15 protein-coding genes, 1 tRNA gene and 1 riboswitch are annotated in these 21,177 nt (G+C 56.0%); of the genes, 8 read left to right on the plus strand and 8 right to left on the minus strand.

What is annotated here, in order from left to right:
• The first annotated feature begins 97 nt into the window (after positions 1 to 97).
• From DBR44_RS01140 to DBR44_RS01165, 6 genes are all read left to right on the plus strand, one after another.
• Positions 98 to 3,175, plus strand: a complete 3,078-nt coding sequence (locus DBR44_RS01140; protein WP_124641227.1) for an Rne/Rng family ribonuclease — start codon at positions 98 to 100, stop codon at positions 3,173 to 3,175.
• An 85-nt stretch (positions 3,176 to 3,260) separates the two neighbouring features.
• A tRNA-Asn gene (locus DBR44_RS01145) sits at positions 3,261 to 3,336 on the plus strand.
• A 399-nt stretch (positions 3,337 to 3,735) separates the two neighbouring features.
• The gene (locus DBR44_RS01150; RefSeq protein ID WP_124641228.1) at positions 3,736 to 5,355 is read left to right on the plus strand and encodes a methyl-accepting chemotaxis protein; all 1,620 of its coding nucleotides are present in this window, start codon (positions 3,736 to 3,738) and stop codon (positions 5,353 to 5,355) included.
• A 208-nt stretch (positions 5,356 to 5,563) separates the two neighbouring features.
• Entirely contained in the window at positions 5,564 to 7,318 is a 1,755-nt protein-coding gene (locus DBR44_RS01155; RefSeq protein ID WP_124641230.1) for a type I secretion system permease/ATPase, read from the plus strand.
• Entirely contained in the window at positions 7,315 to 8,688 is a 1,374-nt protein-coding gene (locus tag DBR44_RS01160; protein WP_124641232.1) for an HlyD family type I secretion periplasmic adaptor subunit, read from the plus strand. Before DBR44_RS01155 ends, DBR44_RS01160 begins: the two co-directional genes overlap by 4 nt.
• On the plus strand, positions 8,689 to 10,047 hold the full coding sequence (locus DBR44_RS01165) for a TolC family outer membrane protein (RefSeq protein ID WP_124641234.1): 1,359 nt from the start codon (positions 8,689 to 8,691) through the stop codon (positions 10,045 to 10,047). It begins immediately after the preceding gene.
• A 183-nt stretch (positions 10,048 to 10,230) separates the two neighbouring features.
• Here the strand turns inward: DBR44_RS01165 and DBR44_RS01170 are convergent, their stop codons facing one another.
• From DBR44_RS01170 to DBR44_RS01195, 6 genes are all read right to left on the minus strand, one after another.
• Complete coding sequence (locus DBR44_RS01170) at positions 10,231 to 12,978, minus strand: putative Ig domain-containing protein (protein ID WP_124641236.1); 2,748 nt, start codon at positions 12,976 to 12,978, stop codon at positions 10,231 to 10,233.
• Positions 12,979 to 13,041: 63 nt separating this feature from the next.
• A riboswitch (cyclic di-GMP riboswitch) is annotated at positions 13,042 to 13,131 on the minus strand.
• Positions 13,132 to 13,702: 571 nt separating this feature from the next.
• A complete protein-coding gene (locus DBR44_RS01175; RefSeq protein WP_233578261.1) occupies positions 13,703 to 14,128 on the minus strand; it encodes a DNA-binding protein in 426 nt (141 codons plus the stop codon).
• A gap of 4 nt (positions 14,129 to 14,132) precedes the next feature.
• Entirely contained in the window at positions 14,133 to 14,711 is a 579-nt protein-coding gene (locus tag DBR44_RS01180; protein WP_124641240.1) for a nucleotidyltransferase domain-containing protein, read from the minus strand.
• Positions 14,712 to 14,827: 116 nt separating this feature from the next.
• Positions 14,828 to 15,748: a GIY-YIG nuclease family protein gene (locus DBR44_RS01185; RefSeq protein WP_124641242.1), complete on the minus strand. Its 921-nt coding sequence runs from the start codon at positions 15,746 to 15,748 to the stop codon at positions 14,828 to 14,830.
• Positions 15,745 to 16,113 carry a 50S ribosome-binding protein YggL gene (locus tag DBR44_RS01190; RefSeq protein ID WP_124641244.1) on the minus strand — a complete coding sequence of 123 codons (369 nt, stop codon included), beginning with the start codon at positions 16,111 to 16,113 and terminating at the stop codon, positions 15,745 to 15,747. Before DBR44_RS01190 ends, DBR44_RS01185 begins: the two co-directional genes overlap by 4 nt.
• A 697-nt stretch (positions 16,114 to 16,810) precedes the next feature.
• A complete protein-coding gene (locus DBR44_RS01195) occupies positions 16,811 to 17,125 on the minus strand; it encodes a hypothetical protein (protein ID WP_233578262.1) in 315 nt (104 codons plus the stop codon).
• Positions 17,126 to 17,243: 118 nt separating this feature from the next.
• Between DBR44_RS01195 and DBR44_RS01200 the strand changes: the two genes are divergently transcribed.
• Positions 17,244 to 17,963: a site-specific integrase gene (locus DBR44_RS01200; RefSeq protein ID WP_233578264.1), complete on the plus strand. Its 720-nt coding sequence runs from the start codon at positions 17,244 to 17,246 to the stop codon at positions 17,961 to 17,963.
• Between the two features lie 130 nt (positions 17,964 to 18,093).
• On the opposite strand, the gene DBR44_RS01205 is transcribed toward DBR44_RS01200, so the two are convergent.
• Both DBR44_RS01205 and DBR44_RS01210 read right to left on the minus strand, forming a co-directional pair.
• Positions 18,094 to 18,717: a hypothetical protein gene (locus DBR44_RS01205; protein ID WP_124641248.1), complete on the minus strand. Its 624-nt coding sequence runs from the start codon at positions 18,715 to 18,717 to the stop codon at positions 18,094 to 18,096.
• 4 nt (positions 18,718 to 18,721) lie between these two features.
• Positions 18,722 to 20,128 carry an AAA family ATPase gene (locus DBR44_RS01210; protein ID WP_124641250.1) on the minus strand — a complete coding sequence of 469 codons (1,407 nt, stop codon included), beginning with the start codon at positions 20,126 to 20,128 and terminating at the stop codon, positions 18,722 to 18,724.
• A gap of 355 nt (positions 20,129 to 20,483) precedes the next feature.
• Here DBR44_RS01210 and DBR44_RS01215 point away from each other — a divergent pair, with 355 nt between their 5' ends.
• Positions 20,484 to 21,149, plus strand: a complete 666-nt coding sequence (locus DBR44_RS01215) for a recombinase family protein (RefSeq protein ID WP_124641252.1) — start codon at positions 20,484 to 20,486, stop codon at positions 21,147 to 21,149.
• The last annotated feature ends 28 nt before the right edge of the window (positions 21,150 to 21,177 follow it).

Consider the following 21,177-nt stretch of genomic DNA (forward strand, 5'->3'; position numbering starts at 1 on the left):
TTATACCAACACTTCTTTCGGAAAGCGCCCATCAATAGCCTCTGGGCCGTCAAATACTGGCTGCATCCCTTGCGTGAGTGCCGCGCAGGGAACGTTTATGAAACGCATGTTGTTTAATGCAACGCAGGCTGAAGAGCTGCGCGTTGCCATCGTCGACGGGCAAAAGCTGGTCGACCTCGATATCGAAACCGTTGGCAAAGAACAACGCAAAGGGAACATCTACAAGGGCATCATCACCCGTATCGAGCCCTCCCTCGAAGCGTGCTTTGTCGATTACGGCACCGAACGCCACGGCTTTCTGCCGTTCAAGGAAGTCTCCCGCTCCTATTTCCAGGGCTATGACGGCGGCCGTCCGCGCATTCAGGATGTGCTGCGTGAAGGCATGGAAGTCGTTGTCCAGGTAGAAAAGGACGAGCGCGGCAACAAGGGCGCTGCCCTGACCACCTATATCAGCCTGGCTGGCCGCTATCTGGTGCTGATGCCCAATAACCCGCGTGGTGGTGGCGTATCGCGCCGCATCGAGGGCGAAGAGCGTCAGGAACTGAAAGACCTGCTGGCCCAGCTGGAAGTCCCCAATGGCATGAGCCTGATTGCCCGTACCGCTGGTATCGGCCGCAATCTGGAAGAGCTGCAGTGGGACATGGGCTATCTGATGCAGCTGTGGCGCGCCATCGAAGGTGCTGCCGGCTCGCAGAATGCACCTTTCCTGATTCTGCAGGAAGGCAGCCTGGTGATCCGCGCCATCCGTGACTACTACCACCCGGATATCGGCGAAATCCTGATCGACACCGACGAGATCTATGAACAGGCCCGCCAGTTCATGAGCCACGTGATGCCGAACATGGTGCATCGCGTAAAGCTGTACAAGGATCACGTTCCGCTGTTCTCGCGCTTCCAGATCGAACACCAGATCGAAACCGCCTTCTCGCGCAGCGTGCAGCTGCCGTCCGGTGGTGCCATCGTGATCGACCACACCGAAGCGCTGGTGTCCATCGACGTCAACTCCGCCCGCTCCACCAAGGGTGCTGACATCGAAGAAACCGCCCTGCGCACTAACGTTGAAGCCGCCGAAGAAATTGCCCGCCAGCTGCGTCTGCGCGACCTGGGCGGTCTGATCGTGATCGACTTCATCGACATGGAAAACCCGAAAAACCAGCGTGAAGTGGAAAACAAGCTGCGCGATGTACTGAAGCACGACCGTGCTCGCGTACAGATGGGCAAGCTGTCCCGCTTCGGCCTGCTGGAACTGTCGCGTCAGCGTCTGCAGCCGTCGCTGGGTGAAACCAGCCACGAGCCTTGCCCGCGCTGCCATGGCATCGGCTTCATCCGTGGTGCCGAATCCTCCGCCCTGCACATCCTGCGCATCATCCAGGAAGAGGCAATGAAGGAGAACACCGGTGCGGTGCATGCCCAGGTGCCGGTAGATGTGGCCACCTTCCTGCTGAACGAGAAGCGTGCCGAAATCCACTCCATCGAAGAGCGTCTGGACGTGGACGTAGTGCTGATTCCGAACATTCATCTGGAAACGCCGCATTACAAGATTGCCCGCATTCGCCACGATGATCTGGCCGAGCTGGGTGACAGCCCGAGCTATCTGCGCGTGGAAGTGCAGGAAGAAGACATCATCACCAACTTTGGTCAGGAAAAGCCCAAGGTTGAACGTCAGGAAGCCGCCGTCAAGGGCATCACCCCGCAACAGCCGGCTCCGGTGTCCAGCCAGCCCGAAGTGGCTGCTGCAGCCGCTCCGGTAGTGGCCGAGCAAGGTGTGGTCGGTCGTTTCTTCGGCTGGGTGAAGAGCCTGTTTGCCGAACCGGAACAGCAAGCGCAAGAAACCGAAAAGAAAAAGCCGGCAGCCGCGACCAGTTCGCGTGACGGTCAGCGCAATGGCAACCGCCAGCGTGGCAATGAGCGTCGTCCGGGCAGCCAGGCGCGTCGTGACCACAATGACCGTCGTCATGGCGAAGACGCTGGCAAGCGTCCGGCCGAAGCCCGCCAGGATGGCGAGCGTCAGGATGGCCGTCGTCAACCGCAGCGCAATGAGCGTGCTGATCGACAGGAACGTCCGGAGCGCGTAGAGCGTGCCGAGCGCGCCGAACGCCCGGAGCGTGCAGAACGCAGCGAACGTGCCGAGCGTGGCGAACAGCCGCAGCGCGAGCCGCGTCAGCGTCGTGAACGCGAACCGCGTGAAAACCGCGAGCCGCGCGAGCAGAATGCCCGCCCGCAAGCGGAAGAACGTGGTGAGCAACAAGCCGCACCGCAGGCAGCAGAAAAGCCGTCGCGTCGTCGTCAGCCGCAGTCCGAGCGTAATGAAGCAGACAAGCCGCAGGCTAATGCCGCTGAAGAGCTCAAGCTGAACAGCGCAGAAGGTGTGGAAGCTGCTGCCGAATCGGCCGAACAGCAAGAGCGTGGTGAGCGTGGTCGTCGTCGTCGTGGTCGTCGTGACCGTCGTCGCGAACCGCTGGATGGCGAAAACACCGCAGCGCTGGGCGAAGCTGGTGAAGTAGTTGCCGCTGCAGCTGCCGGTTTTGTTGCCGTAGAAGCTGTTTCTGCGCTGGAAGCCGCTCCGCAGCCGGAAGCCGTCAAGCCGGTAGAACAGGTGGCCGAAGCCGTGGCCAGCGAGCCGGTGGTGCAGCCTGCTGTCGAGCCTGCTGCTGCCGAAGTGGTCGTAGTGGCCGAGCCAGTTGCTCATGTCGAGCCGCAGCAGGTGGCCGAGGAGGCCGCTACCGTTGTCGTTGAGCAAGCTGCGCTTGAGCCGGCCCCGGTCAGCGAAGTGGCAGTGCCTGCGGAAGCCCCGGTAGCCGTGGCGGCTGCTGAGGTGGTGCTGGAGCAGATCAGTACCGTCATCGAAGCGCAGCCGCTGAGCATTGAGACTGCTGTGGCCGAAGTGGCCGTAGTTGTCGAGCCGGTTGCAGCAGAGCCAGTGGTGGCTGTGGTTGAGCAAGTGACGGAAGTTGTCGCTGCGCCGCCGGTCGTGGCTGCTGTGGAAACCAAGCCGGAAGCGCCGGCCGACCTGGGTGGTCTGGTCATGGTCGCCACCAAGGCTGTGGTACAGCAGGAACAGCCGCAAGTCGAAGTGCCGGCCGGTCCGCGTCGCCGCGATGTGGTACGTCAGGTGGCCGAGCAGGCAGCGCCGGCAGAGCTGATGCTGCAGCAGGTGGAAACCCGCAATAACTGATGTATTCCGTCGGGCCTCTGAATTTCAGTTCAGGGGCTTGACGGTTTGATCAGGGTTTTATAGAATTGCGTTCTCTCAAGGCAATTCCCTGATAGCTCAGTTGGTAGAGCGACGGACTGTTAATCCGCAGGTCGCAGGTTCGAGCCCTGCTCGGGGAGCCAAGCATTTGAAGCCCAGTCAGCAATGACTGGGCTTTTTGCATTGTGTGGTCATGGTCGGTCAGACCATGACATGCTGCTTGCGCGGCGATGGCCAACCCCTGTTCCGCCTATGTGTTGGCGCCGGGCCGCGACACGGTTCGTGTGATGTTGAAATATTATTTTTTGTTTGCCGGCTTGCTGTCGGCATGCAGTTTGCAGCCCGGCCGACAGTCGCCCTGTCGCGCCGGGCTGTATTGTTTTCATTTGCGGCTAGCGAGTTTGGCCGTGGTGGCCGCTATGATGTATAAAACAGCAAGTTCCGCGCAGATGCGGCCTGTCAGCGGGCCGCATCTTACAGACGGGACAGGACCAGTCCAGAAGCTCATCCAATAAAAACAAACTCAACAGGGAAGTCAGAGGATGACAATCAAGCTCAAAATTACACTGCTGCTCTCCATTGCCTTGCTGGCCTTGCTGGTGGTCAGCGGTGTCGGTCTGTTGCAGCTCAGTGCAGCGCAGAGCCGTTTCGAATACATCAGCAGTAATACCTTTCCCAGTCTGAAAGCCCTGCAAACCGCCCAGACGGCCATGTACGGCATGCGTAGCTCCTTGCGCAACCATGTTTCGCACGTGCAGCAGGAGAAAAAGCAGGCAGACGAAAAGGCCATCGAAAGCAGCCGGCAACAGTTTGACAAGGCAGTCAGCCAGTATGAAACCGAGCTGGCCGTGGATGACAGCGACCGCCAGATGGTGAAGCAGGCCAAGGCAGACATGGTGCAATACCGCGCCGCGATGGACGAGTTTTTCAATAACTCGCGCTCCAACTACATGTCGGTGGCGACTGCCATGCTGGAAAGCGGCAGCCTGTTTCAGCTGTCCGGCAAGCTGGAGGCGGATCTGAACAAGCTGATCGGCTACAACTATCAGCTGGGCAACCAGCAAAACGAGGCAAACCGGGCAGCCTACAATGCCGCCAAATGGCTGCAGACGGCCCTGGCCCTGGCTGTGTTGTTGGTCACGGCCATTGGCGGCTGGCTGCTGATCCGCGCCATTACCCGTTCGCTGTCCGACATGCAGCACACCATGGAGCTGGTCAGCCAGCAGCGTGATTTCAAGCTGCGGGTACACAGCGACAGCAAGGATGAACTGGGGCGCACTGCCACGGCCTTTAACAGTCTGCTGGACAGCTTGCAGCAAAACCTGCTGCAACTGCGACATGGTGCGCAGGATGTCATGGCCTCATCGCACAAGATGAACGAGGCGGCAGATGATATTTATCAGGCCGCGTCGGCCCAGAGTGAATCCTCTGCCGCGGTGGCTGCCACCATCGAACAGATGACGGTGAGCGTCAATCATGTGGCCGAGCGTGCCGACGAGGCGCAGCTGCTGTCACAAACCTCCAGCCGCCAGGCTGAAGCCGGCTCGGTGACCATCAGCCAGACCATTAGCGATATCCGCGATATTTCCGGTGCCATTGCCAGCGCCAGTAATGCCTTGCGCGGGCTGAATGCGCAGAGCAGCCAGATCGTGTCGGTGGTGCAGGTGATTCGCGATGTGGCAGACCAGACCAATCTGCTGGCGCTCAATGCCGCTATCGAAGCGGCACGTGCCGGTGAAATGGGCCGTGGCTTTGCCGTGGTGGCCGATGAAGTGCGCAAGCTGGCCGAGCGCACCGCCAGTTCCACCCAGGAGATCTCCGCCAGCCTGTATGCCATGCAGCAGGCTTCGGCAGCGGTGGTGGACCAGATGAAGAATGCGGAAATGCTGGTGGAGGGCGGTGTCAGCCGGGCTGATGAAGCCGACCGCGCCATCCAGAGCATAGGTGAAGCCGCCGCCGGCACCACCGGCATGGTGGCTGACATCTCGGTGGCCATCAAGGAGCAGGGCATGGCCAGCAACAGCATTGCCCAGCAGGTGGAGCGCATCGCCCAGATGTCGGAGCAGGCCAATTCGGCCGCTTCGCAAACCGCAGGCAGTGCCAAGGACTTGCGCGGGCAGGCCGAGCGCCAGATGCAGATCATCGCGCAGTACCAGCTATAAGCACCGCCAGGGAGGCTACTGAGCGACCGGCTGTTGCTGCAGGCTGGCCTGGCAGGATCGACCGGTCTGAAACCATGCCCCGCCTTGATTCAGGACGTCATCATCAAGCTGGGGCTGTGTTAACATCCCTTTCACTTTTTAGCGGCCGAGGCTGGCTGCGTCGTCCGGTGTGCTTGCTTCCAGATTGGCCACCCTGAGTCCCTTGCCGATGAAACATCATTTAGCGTCCCGCTCCGAGTTGTCCCAGGTCCTGCAAACCTTCAAGCAGACGTTTTACCAGCTGGGGGCCTTCAGTGCCGTGATCAATCTGCTGATGCTGCTGCCTTCCATCTACATGCTGCAGATCTACGACCGGGTTTTGCACAGCCGCAACGAAACCACGCTGCTGATGCTGACGCTGCTGATGCTGGGGCTGTACGGGCTGATGTCGGTGCTGGAACTGGTGCGCTCTTCGGTACTGATCCGGGTAGGCAACCGGCTGGACATGCAGCTGAATTTCCGGGTGTTCACCGCGGCCTTCGAGCGCAATCTGCGCAAGAACAATGGCAATGCCTCGCAGGCGCTGCATGACCTGACCAGCGTGCGGCAGTTTCTCACCGGCAACGGGCTGTTTGCTTTTTTCGATGCCCCGTGGGCGCCGATCTACCTCGCCGTCACCTTCATGTTTCACTGGATTCTCGGCCTGTTCGTGCTGGGAGGCATGATTATCCTGTGTGCGCTGGCCTGGCTGACCGAGCGTTCCACCCGCAAGCCGCTGGCCGAGGCCAATCAGGCCTCCATCGCGGCCGGCAACTACGCCAATAACAATTTGCGCAACGCCGAAGTGATCGAGGCCATGGGCATGCTGCCGGCCTTGCGCGAGCGCTGGTTCCTGTTTCAGAGCCGGGTGCTGGAAAAGCAGACCGAGGCTTCCGACAAGGCTGCCCGCATCGGTGCGCTGTCCAAGCTGGTGCGCCTGTCCCTGCAATCACTGGTACTGGCTGTCGGTGCCGTGCTGGCCATCCAGAATGAAATCTCCCCCGGCATGATGATTGCCGGTTCCATCCTGATGGGGCGGGCTTTGCAGCCGGTGGAAATGGCCATTGGTACCTGGAAGCAGCTCAACAGTGCGCGCGCGGCCTATCAGCGGCTGGAAGAGCTGCTGGCCGAATTCCCCGCCCGCATCAGCGGCATGAGTTTGCCGCGTCCGCAGGGAAGGGTGCAGGTGGAAGGCGTGGTGGCGGCCGCGCCCGGCAGTGGTGTACCGATTCTCAAGGGCATCAGTTTTGCCATCGAACATGGTGATATCGTTGGCGTGGTCGGCCCCAGCGCGGCTGGCAAATCTACCCTGGCGCGGCTGCTGGTGGGTATCTGGCCGGCGCAGTCGGGCAAGGTCAGGCTGGATGGTGCCGACATTTTCCAGTGGAACAAGGACGAGCTGGGGCCGCATATCGGCTATCTGCCGCAGGATGTCGAGTTGTTTGATGGCAGCATCGCCGAAAATATCGCCCGCTTTGGTGAGATAGATTCGGAGCGCGTCATCGAGGCAGCCAGCCGGGCCGGGGTGCACGAGATGATTCTGCACTTTGCCCAGGGCTACGATACCCGGCTGGGCGATGGTGGTCACCGGCTCTCCGGCGGCCAGAAACAGCGCATCGGCCTGGCCCGTGCCATCTATGCCAGCCCCGCTTTCGTGGTGCTGGATGAACCCAATTCCAATCTTGACGATGTCGGCGAACAGGCACTCATCCATACCGTGATGGACCTGAAGGCGCATGGCACTACCGTGGTGCTGATCACCCATCGCACCAGCATCCTCAATGCGGTGGACAAACTGCTGGTGATGCGCGAAGGCCAGCTGCATTTGTTCGGCCCGCGCGACCAGGTGTTGTATGCCCTGAGCCAGGCCGCGCAGCAGGCCTTGCAGCAGCAGGCGGCCATGCAGGGCCAGGCCGACCAGACTTCCGACGAGAACCATGCATGAACCTGTTCAAAAAACTGACACGCCAGGCCTCTGATCGCGCACAGACCCCGCCGGCCCAAGGTGCGGTCGAGCGCTTTGGCCGGGTGGATACCGACGACCAGCGCATTGGCCGCTGGGGCATGAAAATCGTTCTGGTCGGCTTTGGCGGCTTCCTGCTGTGGGCCGCACTGGCTCCGCTGGATGAAGGCGTTACCGCCAACGGCACGGTCATCGTCGCCAGCAATCGCCAGACCGTGCAGCACCTGACTGGCGGCAGCATCGAAAAGCTGCTGGTGGGTGAGGGGGACGTGGTGAAGAAGGGTCAGCCGCTGATCCAGCTCAACGACACCGAAGCCCGCGCACAAATGGGCAGCACGCTGGCGCAGTTCATCAGTGCCCGTGCCATCGAAGACCGGCTGCTGGCGGAGCGTGCCGGCCTGCCCACGCTGGTTTTCTCGGACGAGCTGAACGCGCTGGCCAGCGATGCCCGTGTGGCAGAGGCCAAACAGCTGCAAACCCAGCTGTTCAATACCCGCCGCGACGGCTTGCGTAACGAACTGAAGGCGCAGGATGAAAACATCAACGGTCTGCAACAACAGCTGCACGGATTCCAGGGGGTAAAGGCAGCGCGAGCCGAACAGAGCAAGTGGCAGGACAAGGAGCTGGAAGGCATCCGCGAACTGGCGGCCGGTGGCTATGTGCCGAAGAACCGCCTGTATCAACTGGAGCGCGGGGCGGCCGAGCTGCGTGGCGAACTGGCTGACACCATCGCCAATATCGGCCGTGTCCAGGACAGCATTGCCGAAACCAAGCTGCGCCGCATCGCGCGCCAGCAGGACTACCAGAAGGAAGTCGAGTCACAGCTTACCGACATCCAGAAAGAAACCGGTGCCTTGCGCGACCGGCTCACCGCCCAGCGCTATGTGGTGGCCAACAGCACTATTCGTGCGCCGATTGACGGCCTAGTGGCGGGGTTGAAAGTTCATACCATCGGCGGTGTGGTGCAGGCCGGCCAGGCGCTGATGGATGTGGTGCCTACCAGTCAGCCCTTGCTGATCGAAGCTGCCGTCGATCCGGCCATGAGCGCCAAGGTACGTAGCGGGCTGCCGGTGGATGTCACCTTCCCCGCGCTGAATCAGCAGACCACCCCGGTGATTCCCGGCGTGGTGGCTACCTTCTCGGCCGACCGGCTGCTGGATCCTAAATCCGGAATGCCCTACTACCTGGCGCAAGTCAAGGTCACCCCCGCCGGCATGAAGCTGCTGGGAGAGCAGCCAGTCAAGCCCGGCATGCCTGCCACCATCGTCATTCGCAGTGGTGAACGCACCATGCTGCGCTATCTGCTCAAGCCCGTCATGGATCGCATGAATCTGGCATTCAAGGAGAGCTGAATGGCCGCTCGCCGCACTCTGCGCCTTTCTGTCCTGCTGGCTTGCTATGCCATGCTGAGCCTGCCTGTAGCCAGCGGCTATGGCTTGCTGGAAGGGTTTCAGCTGGCGCGCCTCAATGATGCGCAATACCAGGCGGCTGCTGCCGAGCGCGAGGCGGGCGAGGCCAACAGGCCCATGAGCCGGGCGCAACTGCTGCCCACGCTGAACGCCAGCTTCAACCGCAGCAAGGTAACCGGTTCGGATACCGCGCCGGATTTCTTCGGTACGCTGAATACCTCGCCGCTCAAGTATATGAGCCAGGATGCGGCGATCCAGCTGCGTCAGCCCATTTTCAATTTGCAGCGCTGGGCCATGTATCAGCAGGGCAATGCCCGGGCTGATTACAGCCAGGCGATTTTCTCGCGCAAGGAGTACGAGCTGGCGGTGCGCTATCTGACCAGCTATCTGGGCCTGCTGCTATCGCAAAAGAACATCGCCTTGAGCGAGGCCAAGCTGCAGGCGCTCAGCGGTACACGCTTGCAGGCGCAAAAGCTGTTTGATCAGGGCGATGGCACCATCACCGATATCCACGATGCCGAGTCGCGCATGGCGCTGGCCGAAGCGGAGCTGATTGAAGCGCGCACGATGCAGGCCATTGCCGAGCGCAGTCTGTCGGCCATTACCGGCGAAATGCCCCAGCAACTGGCCGAGCCAGAGCCGGGGATCGTGCAGTACCTGGGTGTGACCGGGCAGTTGGCCGATTGGCGTGAACAGGCCTTGCAGCACAGCCCGGACATCCAGGCCGCGCAGATGAATGTGCGCATTGCCGAACAGGAGCACAAGAAAGCCCGTGCGGCCAATTATCCCAGTCTGGATCTAGTCGCCAGCAAGGACCGCTCCAGTGCCAGTTCCGTGTCCACCATCAATCAGCGCATTACCCAGAATGTGATCGGAGTCGAGCTGAGCGTGCCGCTGTTCAATGGCGGCTTCAATTCCGCCCAGATCACCCAGACCAGTGCGCTGTATCGCCAGGCACTGGCCGAACTGGACAATGCACGTACTCAGGTGGAGCTGGAAGTGACCAAGCAGTTTTATGGCATCAGCAACGGTGTGCGCAAAGTGGCAGCCTTGCAAACGGCGGTGAGCGCCAGCGCGGAAACCGTCAAGGCCAGCAAGCTGGGGCTGGCTGCCGGCGTGAAAACCCTGACCGACATCCTCAATAGTGAAGAGCAGCTATATCAGGCAAAGCGCGATTTGCTGCTGGCGCAATACAACCAGCTGGTTAGCTGGATCTCGTTACGCGCTGATTGCGGCATCCTGAGTCCGCAAGATCTGCTGCTGCTGGATCAGCACTTCAGCCACCAGGCTGCTGTGCGCTAGTGTCTCTTGTCCTGCGCGTGCTGCTGGCCAAGGCAGCAGCGGCGGGCGACTTCTCTCATTCCTGTCCACTGAAGCTGCAGGCAGCCACAAATGAAACAGACCCGGCCTGGCCGGGTCTGGTGTAGTTCTCAAGCAACAGCGCACTGGCAGCAATGCCGTGCGCTGTTGGCATCTGGCGCGGGCTTATACCAGATGATGCTCTGCCAGCGCGGCGGCGTTCATGTTGACACCCACCAGTGAAATGGCCGGTGCTTCGGCGCTGAGCAAAGGATGCGGCGAGGCAGCCACACCACCAATCGACAGTGAGAAGGTTTCACTGGCCGACAGGCCGGAAGTATCGGTGGCCTTGACGGTGATGTCGGCCGACTCAATCAGGCTGCCCATGGTTGCGACAAAGCTGTCGGTTTTGGGGTTGAAGGTAATCCAGCTGGGCAGCGCCTGGCCATTGGCCTGGCTTGCGCTATAGCTGAGGGTCTGTCCTTGCGGATCGATAAATGTGCCCTGCGGTACGCTGATATTGAGTGTGCCGTTGGCGTTGAACGTGATGCTTAGCGGCAGCGGGTTGACCACCGGCGCTTTCAGCGCGGTAGCCACATCATTGATGGTAAAGGTTTCCGAAGTCGACAGGCCGGCGCTGTCGGTGGCGGTCAATTTGACTAACAAGCTGCCTGCCGTGGTAGGTGCCGTGCCGGAGAAGGTTTCGGTCTGGGCGTTGAATGCCAGCCAGGACGGCAAGGCCTGGCCACTGCTCAGCGCCGCTTTGTAAGTCAGTGCCAGCCCTTGCGGATCGACAAAGGTATTGGACGGCAGGCTAATGCTGAACGCCTTGCCGGCATTGATGGTTTGCGTTGCCGTCTGCAGGTTGAGCGTGGGCGCGGCATAGCTGTCGTTCAGGGTGAAGGTTTCCGAGGTCGACAGGCCGGCCTGATTGCTGGCACTGACCAGCAGCGACAGCGTGGTATTGGCCGTCGGCGCGGTGCCGGAGAAGGTCTGGGTTTGTGCATTGAAGCTCAGCCAGGACGGTAGTGCCGCGCCACTGGCCAGCTTGGCGGTATAGGCCAGGGTCTCGCCTTGCGGGTCGGTAAAGGTGCCGGCCGGCAGGGCGAAACTGAAGCTGTGGCCGGGGGTGACCAGTTGACCTGCAGTGGCTTTGGCCAGAATCGGTGCAAGGGCAGTGTCGGTGATGGAGAAGGTTTCCGACGCAGACAAACCTGCAGTATCGGTAACCGTCACCAGCACTTGTGTGCTGCTGGAGGATACCGGCGTGGTACCGGACAGGGAGTTGGTCTGGGCGTTGAAAGTCAGCCAGGAGGGCAGTGCTTGCCCATTGCTCTGGGTTACCTTGTAGGTCAAGGCTTGGTTTTGCGGGTCGGTAAAGGCATTGGCCAGCGACAGCGAGAAGGCATGATTGGCCGCCAGGGTCTGATTGGCCGTCTGGTTGCTCAGGATGGGTGCAGCTGGTGTGACTGGCACCGTGCCGCCAACATTGTCGACGGTGATGGTGTCACCAGCGGCCAGCAAGGTGGCCAGGCTGACTTCGAAGGTGGTGTTCCAGTACTGGCCGGTTTGCGAACCCCAGGGGTTGCGGATCTGCAAGTAGCCATTGGCGGTGTCGATACCGTAGATCGACATGGCATGGCCCGCCACCAGTTGCACCTTGCCGCCAGCATCGTAGCTCCAGGTGTAAGACGACAACACCAGATCGTCGCCGGCGGCCAGATCGGCTTTCAGTGTGCCCAGCACACTGGCCGTGGTAATGCCGCTTTGCGAACCGGTGCCGGAGAGCGAAGCATTATAGGTACGGCACAGCCAGCTGGTGCCATTGGCGCAAAAATCGGTAATCTGCGAAGCGCCGGTGATGGCCTCCAGCGCATACTCGGGCAAGCCACCATTGCCGATGGCAGTAAAGCTGTTGCCGGTGTAGCTGTTGCCGGTGGTCACATTGATGGACTGCAACTGGGCATAGGCTTTTTCCAGCAGCGTGGCCCACATATTGCTGCCACTGTTACAGCCGGTTTGCAGCGTGTTGTTGACGGTAACGTACTCGGTGGAGCCCCGGTAGTGGAAGGCCACGCCATAGCTGTCGTTACCATTGGCCGTGATCATGTTCTTGATGATGTTGGGGTTGCGGCTGGCGACCTCGGTAATTGAGGACAAGAAGTAGCAGTCCCCCAGCTTGCCCTGATTGATATCATTGGCCGAGGGGCCGCTGGCCCCGAACAGCGCCGCAGTGCTGGTGCTGTAGGTGATCTTGGAGGTAGAGCCACTCACGGTGACGGTCGACGATGGCAGGTCAGTGCCTTGCAGCCATTTGCCGTTCAGATAATTCAGTTGCGCCGCGCTGGAACCGGCAGCCAGATTACCCAGGCTGCTGCTGGCAGCACCACCACCAGTCCAGGATGCATTGGCGGCATTGCCGTTGACCAGTGCGTTCAGGGTGTACAAGTGATAGCCGGATGCGCTCTCGCCAACATTCAGGTTGGTGACAATCGTTTTCAGATCGTTGAACTGATTGGCCGACAGCGTGGTTTTGTTGCTGGTCAGTTCAGCAGACAAATCAGTGACCAGTTTGGCCAGCCCGGCTTCGGTAACCGTTCCAGCCATGGCATTCATATCGGCCTTCAGCACCGAGTCCGACAGCGTGGCAATCCAGGATGGTGCGGTGGTACTGCCCGTTTTCACCATGCTGCCGGTGCTGCTTACCGTGCTGCTGCTGGCCAGCGCAGTGCTACTGGCGGCGCTTGCGCTCACCGTTGCTGCAGTCGGGCTGGTGTTGGGGGAGGGGCTAAACAGCGAAGCCAATGCCGACACGGACAGATCGCCCAGCCCGAGAAAACCGGGGTCAGACAACAACCCTTCGGCGGCCTTGGTCATGGCCGCATTGGCGAGGAGCTGGTCTTGCTGGCGGGTCGAAGTATTCGAGGCGCTCATGGCTTTCCTTCTGAAGAGTAAGGCAAAGCTAAAGGAGCGCTTGCAGCGGACACAGGGCGTGTTGCTGGCAACTGGCTGACATAAGCGGCCAAGCCGCCCGTAGTCCCTTTAGTTTTGCGTCGCCGGCTTTCACCGGTTTTGCCTATAACGGTCTAATTTTATGTGTGAAATTTCGTAAATGGAAAAGGAAATTTACACTTTGTATCTGATCCGCGACAGATACCCAGCAAACGATGAAGAGTGCTTCAAGCCAGTGCAGCAGACCGTATGCCAGCGTGCCTATTCCTGCCTGCCACCATGCAGGCTAGCTGCCGCGAGGGGCAAAAGCCAAACCCCGGACGCCGCGTGTTCTCGACTGAAACACGGGAGCCCGGGGTCTTGAGTCAGGTAGGTGTTGCTGCTTTGCTAGCGGCTGAGGTTGCTGCGGTTTTGGCCCTTTTCCCTCAGAACCTGTTCATAGTCTGCTGGATTTAGTCGAAATGGGGTGATACCGCGTTAAAAACGCCTGCGGAATGCTCATTTACTCCATGTAAACTCTGCTTCTCCGCTTGTTTTCCGTCGTTTTCGTCTTGTCTCACTCTAGCTTGCGAGACTTTGAACAGGCTCGCCTAATTTCATACAGCTGCTCAGGTCCGCGCAGGAACTCCAGAATACAGCCAGCTATTGACTGTCAGGTGCTGGCAAATCTCGGTTTCGAAATAGTGTTTTTGGTGCAGGCTCATGGTTATTCCGACCATTCAGGATGGTTTTCGGCCAGCCATGCCCGGGTGTGGGCCAGCAGGGCTGCAGCTTGCTGCAGGCAGGCGTCTAGGGCGCTATCTGCAATCGGGTCGCCCTGGTAGTCGTTCACATTGCGCTGCTTGCGCAAGGCATCCAGTACGATCACTGCCTTTGGCGGCAGATCCATGGTTTTCGGTAAACACTGGATCGCTGTCTGGTGATGGCCGGGCTTGCTGGTCGAGGTGCGGTAACCGCGCGCCAACAGGCCGACCATGGCGCATTGCATGATGGTCTTGTAGGCCGCATCAAAGCGGTTGTCAGCACTCAGGCCCGGCAAGGCTGCATCGGCCAGATTCCGCGCTGCCGCTGCCAGCAGTTTCTGGATGGCCGCTTTGTCTGCCGGCTGTCGCAGCAATTGGCCCGTTGCCATTAAATTATCCAGCGTCATGTATTGTTCCCAATAGCATCAAGTTTGGCCGCGTCAGCACATCACGGACAAAGTAGTCATCAGCGGCACGCATTTGCTGCCATTTCTCAGTGCTATACACCACGGGGTTGATCTCGCGCCCCAGCATGGCCTGGCAGGGGTACAGTGCCTCCACCACCTCGGCAAAGCCGACACGGCCCACCACCAGCACATCAATATCCGACTCGGCATGTGCCTCGCCCCGTGCCATGGAGCCAAATACCAGCGCCAGCTCGATCTGCCCGGCCAGCGGCTGCAAGGCATCACGCAAGGGGGTGGACAGGCCAACTGTCTTGCGGAATAGCCCAGCCAGCTCGGGATACACCGGGTTGGCCACATTGGCCTGGTACAGCACCTGATTGCCCCGTGTACTGCGCAACAGCAAGCCACAGGCAGCAAGTTTCGCCAGTTCCCGGTGCAGTGAACCGGGCGAGCTGCCTGTCAGGCGGGCCAGCTCGCGCACATGCAGTGATTGTTCCGGGTGTAACAGCAGGCGGGCCAGCACACCCTGGCGCTGCGCACCAAACAGGGTTTCAAGCAAATCCATATGTAACTCTTTTGGCTTCAATTGTAGCAATATTGGCTACATTAAAGCCGGCAATGACCCGACTCAAGCAAAATCAATGGTTGCAGCTAAAAAGGCTGCAATTGAAGCAAAAAAGGCTACATATCGACTAGCTGGGCATCCTGCCAATCGGTATAGCTTTGCCCGCTGTCCTTCAGCTTCCACTCGATACGGCCATTGGCATTGCGTGCCAGCACGATGGCGGCGGCAGCACTGGGGCTGTTGAAGGGACAATCCTCGCTGAAAACCAGCATGCCATTGTCAGTGGGCACCAGCTTCTTGGCCTCTTGCAGCGACTGATGCAGCTTTTTGTAATTGACCCATTTCTCGTTTTCCCATTGGCCGCGAGCTAATGAGCCTTTACGCACAATGAACTCGCCATCGATTTCCTGTGCGGTGGCGCTGATACCTTGCCTGGTCGTGATGGAGAACACCGGGGACTGCACGCTGGAGTCCTGTTCGCTTGGCTGCGTTGTGGCCGCTTGCGCCGGCACGGCACGCAGCAAATCCAGCCCCAGCGCTGGCAGCACGATTTGCAATTGTTCAATCAGGTAGTGCATGTCGGCCATGTCGGCTTCCGGCAAGACGCCATATTCGTTTTGCTTGCCTTTGACATTGGCCACAGACAAACGCCCGGCATGGCTGGCAATCGAAATCAGCTTGCTTTCCACATAGCGCAAATGGCCTTTGGTGAGGTTGGCATCCTTGCTGGTAAAGATGAACATGCGATCCCAGAAGTCCTTACCACCGGTGGACTCCGGCTTGTTGTGCTGGGCCAGCCGTTCTCCTACCACTTCCGATTCGCCGATATACGCCTGGCGGCTGTCAGAGTCGGCAGGATTGTCGCCAACCAGCACATACAAGCCAGGCCGGCTGGCTTCTGCCCGCTTGAGCACATCCGCCAGCCGGGAGCGCGGGGCGCTGATCACATGGCCGGTCCAGTTGATGATTTCAGCCGTGATGATGCCACCTGGCGTACCGTCCACCAGAAACATGCGGATGGATTTGCCGTGGTTCACACCAGATCCATCCAGCTATCGTCATGCCAGGCGTCGAGCAATTCGCTGACCTCGGCCTTCGCCACGGCAGGGTAGCGACTCACCCAGGCCTGCAGGGCGTCGCGTTGGGTCAGGGTCACGCTGCCGCTGGCATAGGTGGTGATGAAGCCGCTGCTCTCATCACCGCCGTAAGTCAGGCCCAAGGCTTCCACCTTTTCAATCAGCGCCTCGACATAGCTGTCTCGTGCAGCTCCTTTCAGTGGGGTGACAAATTGCACCGACAAGCTAAAGCCAAGCTCCTGAAATTCGCCTGCATGGTGCTTTTTGCGCTGGCGACGGTTCCAGTTGGCCAGACGACGAGCGGAAGGGATGATGATGTTGTTCATGGTTTACCTTGTTCTCATTGTGTCAGCGTGGATTTGTTGGATGGATAGAGCACGGCGATACCACTCATCATGTGGTTACGGCTAGTCCCGTACTTGGCTAACCAGACAAGAGCTGAGCGGGTTGTTGTGCTCACTAGTCTACATGACAGGCATGGGCTGCATCGTCGCGGATGTGCTGTTCACCGTGGTGCCATTGCCGCGTTCTCTGTTGTTTTGGCGGCTGGGGCGCCTCATCTTCGAAGTAGGCTTGCTTATCTTAGTCAATGGCATGTTTTCGCTATCCTGCAGCGCAGTTGTCTGGCTGCTGTTTGTCCTTGAGGCCGAGCACGTTCCTACTGCCCGCGTCACGCGGTGGGTGTTCCACGCTAATGGTGGTGTAGTCATGTATCGACGACAGTCCAGCCTGTCATGGCCCGCTCCATTGTAATAAACCCCGGATGCACCCCCTGCTAACAGGTGGATGAGTCCGGGGTTTGTATGGGGCAGGGTGCTGGCATCGCTTCGGGGTGCGGAAGCACCACACCTTAGCGCGCTTTCCTACGCGCAAAGTAAACCCCGGTATCCGCGTGTCCTTGAGTTCTACACGTGAATCCGGGGTCTTGATTCTGGATATATAGCTGTCGGTCAGGTGCGCCTGCATCGTTCGCTCCGGGGTGGCAACTGGGGTCGAGCGCTACAGGCAAACACCCAAAACAGCTTATTCCTTGGCTGTGCTGTCCTCTGCTCCGGCAGCGGCATCGCGTGCCTGCTGCTGGGCGGCACTTCTGGCGTCGTAATACTCTTTGTTATCCAGATAGTGCTGACGGCGGGCTTCCTTGGCTGCGGCTTTTTCCGCCAGTTCCGCTTGCTTCTTGGCTTCTGCCTCGGCTTCCTGCGCCTTGCGGGCCTGACGCTTGGCTTCGCGGATGGCTTCTTCCGCCGCTTCCATGTCAGCCACTTCCTTCAGGCTCTTGGCCGGGCCGGTTTTTTCGAACCAGGCGACGGACTCGACGTGGGCGGTGTGCGGGAACATGTTACCCAATTAGGAATTACTGTTATTTGCGTCTGGCTAGCACGACTCCAGTGGGCAGCTAAGCGCTGCCTGGGGTTAATTGGGGAGATACCTGTTGATGGTAGCAAATGTAGTGATAATGGGCTATCAACAAGAGTTATACATACTCCGTTGCTGGCAGAAACGTGATCTTGCCAAGATGCAACTGTATGACATCAAACCTGCTGATGTGGCTAAAGCCAGGGACCAACGGTTAGAAGAGGTTAGTTCTGGTTCTGTACGGCGAGAGTTTGATGCTATTTCTGCTGTGTTTACCTATGCGGTCAAAGAGTGGGGGCTGTGCTCAAGTAACCCTGTAAAACAGATCAGAAAGCCACCACACGGCAAACCAAGGGAACGTCGCGTAGAACTAGACGAAGTAACCCGCATCATTGCAGCCAGCAAAGCACCTGACTTCGCTGCTATTGTGTGGCTAACCTACGAAACCGCTATGCGCCGTAGTGAACTCCTGTCGCTGGTGTGGGAACATATTGACCTTGAACGACGCATTGCCTACCTTCCCCTGACCAAGAACGGCGATAGCCGAACTGTTCCCCTTTCATCCACAGCCATTTCCATACTCTCGAAATTGCCCCGTCGTAATGATGGAAAGGTCTTTTCCAAGAATGCGACTAGCCTCAGCGGTGCATTCAATCGAGCTGTAACAAGGACAAGAAGTGCTTATCTGAAAGAATGTATTTTAAATGGCATAAAAATAATACCACGATATTTAGTTGATATTAGATTACATGATCTTCGGCATGAGGCTACAACAAATATGTTGAAATTGGACTTAGTTTGCTTGAAATTTCAGCAATAACTGGGCGTAAATCACTATCAATGCTAAGAAGGTATTCGCATCCATCAGCAGAGTTGCTGACTACTAAGTTGATGTAATGAAAAAAAAGGCCCTAGATTCTGGGCCTTTTAATATTTAGATTACAGTGAATTTAGCTTGGTAGTCTTGATAATAATTCATTAAGTGATATTTCACCGACTCCATCTTCCAGATTAACAAGATGAAAGTTGCATTCTGGTTCATTTTTGAGAATGTCAATAGAATCTTCTGTGCATGGTGATATGGGTAATGATGTTGCAATACCTTCATTTGGTATGAAAAGTAGTTTGAAAAATTTCTTTATTAATCCTGCTTGTGTCAGTTCAAATGATTCAAATATTTCAGTTATGTAGTTAATGAACAGTTTGGTGTTTTTGTATTGTCCAGCGCAACGATCATTATTTCCTTGAGTGCTTGATTTTAAATCGGAGATGACAAAATAAACAGTGTTGTCTTTTTGTGTAATAAGGCAAAAATCAACTTTCTGATTAATTCCAGATGCGCCAGATTTTAGAAAGTGTGTGAAATTTTCTAATAGTGGATTTGAATGATCTAGTTCAATAAAAATCCCATCTTTAGGGTGCTGATCAAGCAGCTCTGGTTTACTTGCTTTTATGATCAGTTTTCTTAGTTTGGCACTTTTATCGGGCTCTATAAATTCAATTTTTTTTGAATCAAAACGCTTTACGGCGTGGTGATTTATATTTTGTCTGAGGCAGGATATTAAGTTACTCATATTTTTATTCCTGATCGCTTTTCTCAGAAAGGTAATTGCTTAGTATTCCTGTGATCTCTCTTAATCTTCGGTTGTTCTTTAATATTTCTCGATTGAAAAGGTCAAGATTAATTCCGTATTCATTTACCTCGGCAGGGAATAATTTTCTTTCCTGTGCAGAGATTACAAAAGCTTTTACATGTTCGGGATTGATTATGCATCCTGCGGGAATTTTAAATTCTTCAATAATATCTAATTTTTCATCACTCGGAATTGCGTTTGATGAAAGCATCATGAGAGTGTTTAGTTCTCTTAATAGGTGATCGCTATGAGTTGTTATGACTACTTTAACGCCGGAGTTAACTAATTTCGTAATAACTCTTGCCATTTGGATTTGATTGTCTAAATGTAGATTTAGTTCTGGCTCGTCAATGACAACAAGGCTTCTATCGTCAGAGATGTATTTGATGAAATTTTCAATCAAATATATGGATTTTACCGATGAAGAAGTGGCACTCATCGGGATTATCGTGTTGCCGTTTTTTGGTTTAAAGCTTATCTCATTGGAGGATTCTATAAAATGTCCTCCAGATATTGTCTCTAATAGTTGTTTCATTTCGTCATCAAACAAGTCGGACAGAGCATTTTTTTTATTTTCACCCTGTCTTATTTGATTGATATTGTCTTTGATGGCGGTTGAAAAGTTAAAAGAGTCAGATATTGAGCTGGTAAGATGCTTTATGGATTCTCTATTCGTTGTGCGTATTTTTGTAGAGACTTCATGTCCAAGGTCGGACATGGCAGTGTCTAGTGCTTTGTAAAATAATGCTATGCCAGTTCTTTCAGACGTGATAACTGTTGTAGTTGGGAATAGTTCATTAACAATATTTATCAGTATGACAAAGAGAAAAAGATACGTTGATGTGTCATTTTCCTGGCTTACCCCTATGTGCGTTATGTTAAAAATAAAGCTATTTTTTGGTTTTTGAAATTTATAAACACTGCTGCCGCTTTCGAATATTTCTGATATTTCTCGTGAGAAAATTTCATTTTTTAGTTCAAATTTATATGTTATTTCAATATTTAGATTTTTAAAAAGTGATCCTCCGATATTGAAGTAATCATTTAACCCTTTTGTGGCAAGTGTTCGACTTCGTTGTTGTGCAATTTTTTTTACATCAGGTATTATTTTTTCGCAGTCGTACTTAGTATTTCCGAAATGTTTTACAATATCATTATCAGGTCCCAGTTCGGAGTTTCTTAGAGAATTCAGTAGTTCAACTATAATGCTACTTTTTTCTAGGCAGCATGCAATTGTATGACTTACGTAGGTCTTACCAACGTTGTTTCGGCCACATATTACTGTTAAGGGTGCAAGTTCAATTTCACCGCTTGAAATTGGACCTAGGTTTTCAAATTTGATATTTATCATTTTGGCATACGCTCTTTAAAATAAATTTTTAATTGTGGCTTGCTCAATTTGTATTTTTATTAAATTGAGAACGAATGTAATAAATTAAACTTGTTCTCCAGCTTCTATATAATTATTTATGTAGTGTCAAGTTGCAGCTATGCACACTACCCTAAATACAGCATTGGCAGTGCTTTGTCTACTGGATGACTAGTGAAGGGTGAGGAAAACGTCAAGAATCGCGCTTACGATCAGAAGATTGGCATTTTGCACTGCTGCGATGTTGTATTGGTTAATGTTGCTCGTGTTGTTCCATTGGTATATATTGACTACAAATTAAATGAACATCTAGAGTTGTAGTCAGTAGAGGAAATCCATGCCTTCCGGTAAGTTCATTGCGTACTACAGGGTATCCACAGCCAAGCAAGGTGAGAGTGGGCTTGGTCTTGATGCTCAAGAGACCTCTGTACTCTCTTACCTCAATGGTGGCGAATGGGAACTGTTGCAGTCATTCCATGAGGTTGAAACTGGAAAAGGAAGTAACGCTCTGGACCGTCGCCCCCAGCTAAAAGCAGCTTTGCAAGCATGCAAGAAACACGGGGCAACACTCATCATTGCTAAGCTTGATCGGCTGGCAAGAAACGTCCATTTCGTATCTGGACTACTAGAAGCCGGGGTAGAGTTCGTAGCTGCTGATATGCCCCATGCAAACAAGGTAATGATTCAGATGCATGCGGTTATGTCTGAGTGGGAGCGTGACCAGATCAGTACTCGCACAAAGGCTGCACTGGCTGCTGCTAAGGCCAGGGGAGTCGAGCTTGGGAAAGCTGGCCCCGCAAACCTACGGCCTAACATTGAAGAGCGCAAGCAAGCAGCGCAGGCATTCGCTGAGAAACTCAGAGGGCAGTTTCTAGGTATGCAACTCCGGGGGCTATCACAACGGAAGATGGTAGAAGACCTGAATGAAATGGGCATACTCGCACCGAGAGGAGGTAAGTGGTCCCTCCTGCAAGTACAGCGTGTTTTGAAACTACTGAAGTGAGCCTGAGCACAGCCCTCAAGCTCTCCTG

The organism is Aquitalea sp. FJL05, from assembly GCF_003852595.1.
Classification (GTDB): domain Bacteria; phylum Pseudomonadota; class Gammaproteobacteria; order Burkholderiales; family Chromobacteriaceae; genus Aquitalea; species Aquitalea aquatilis.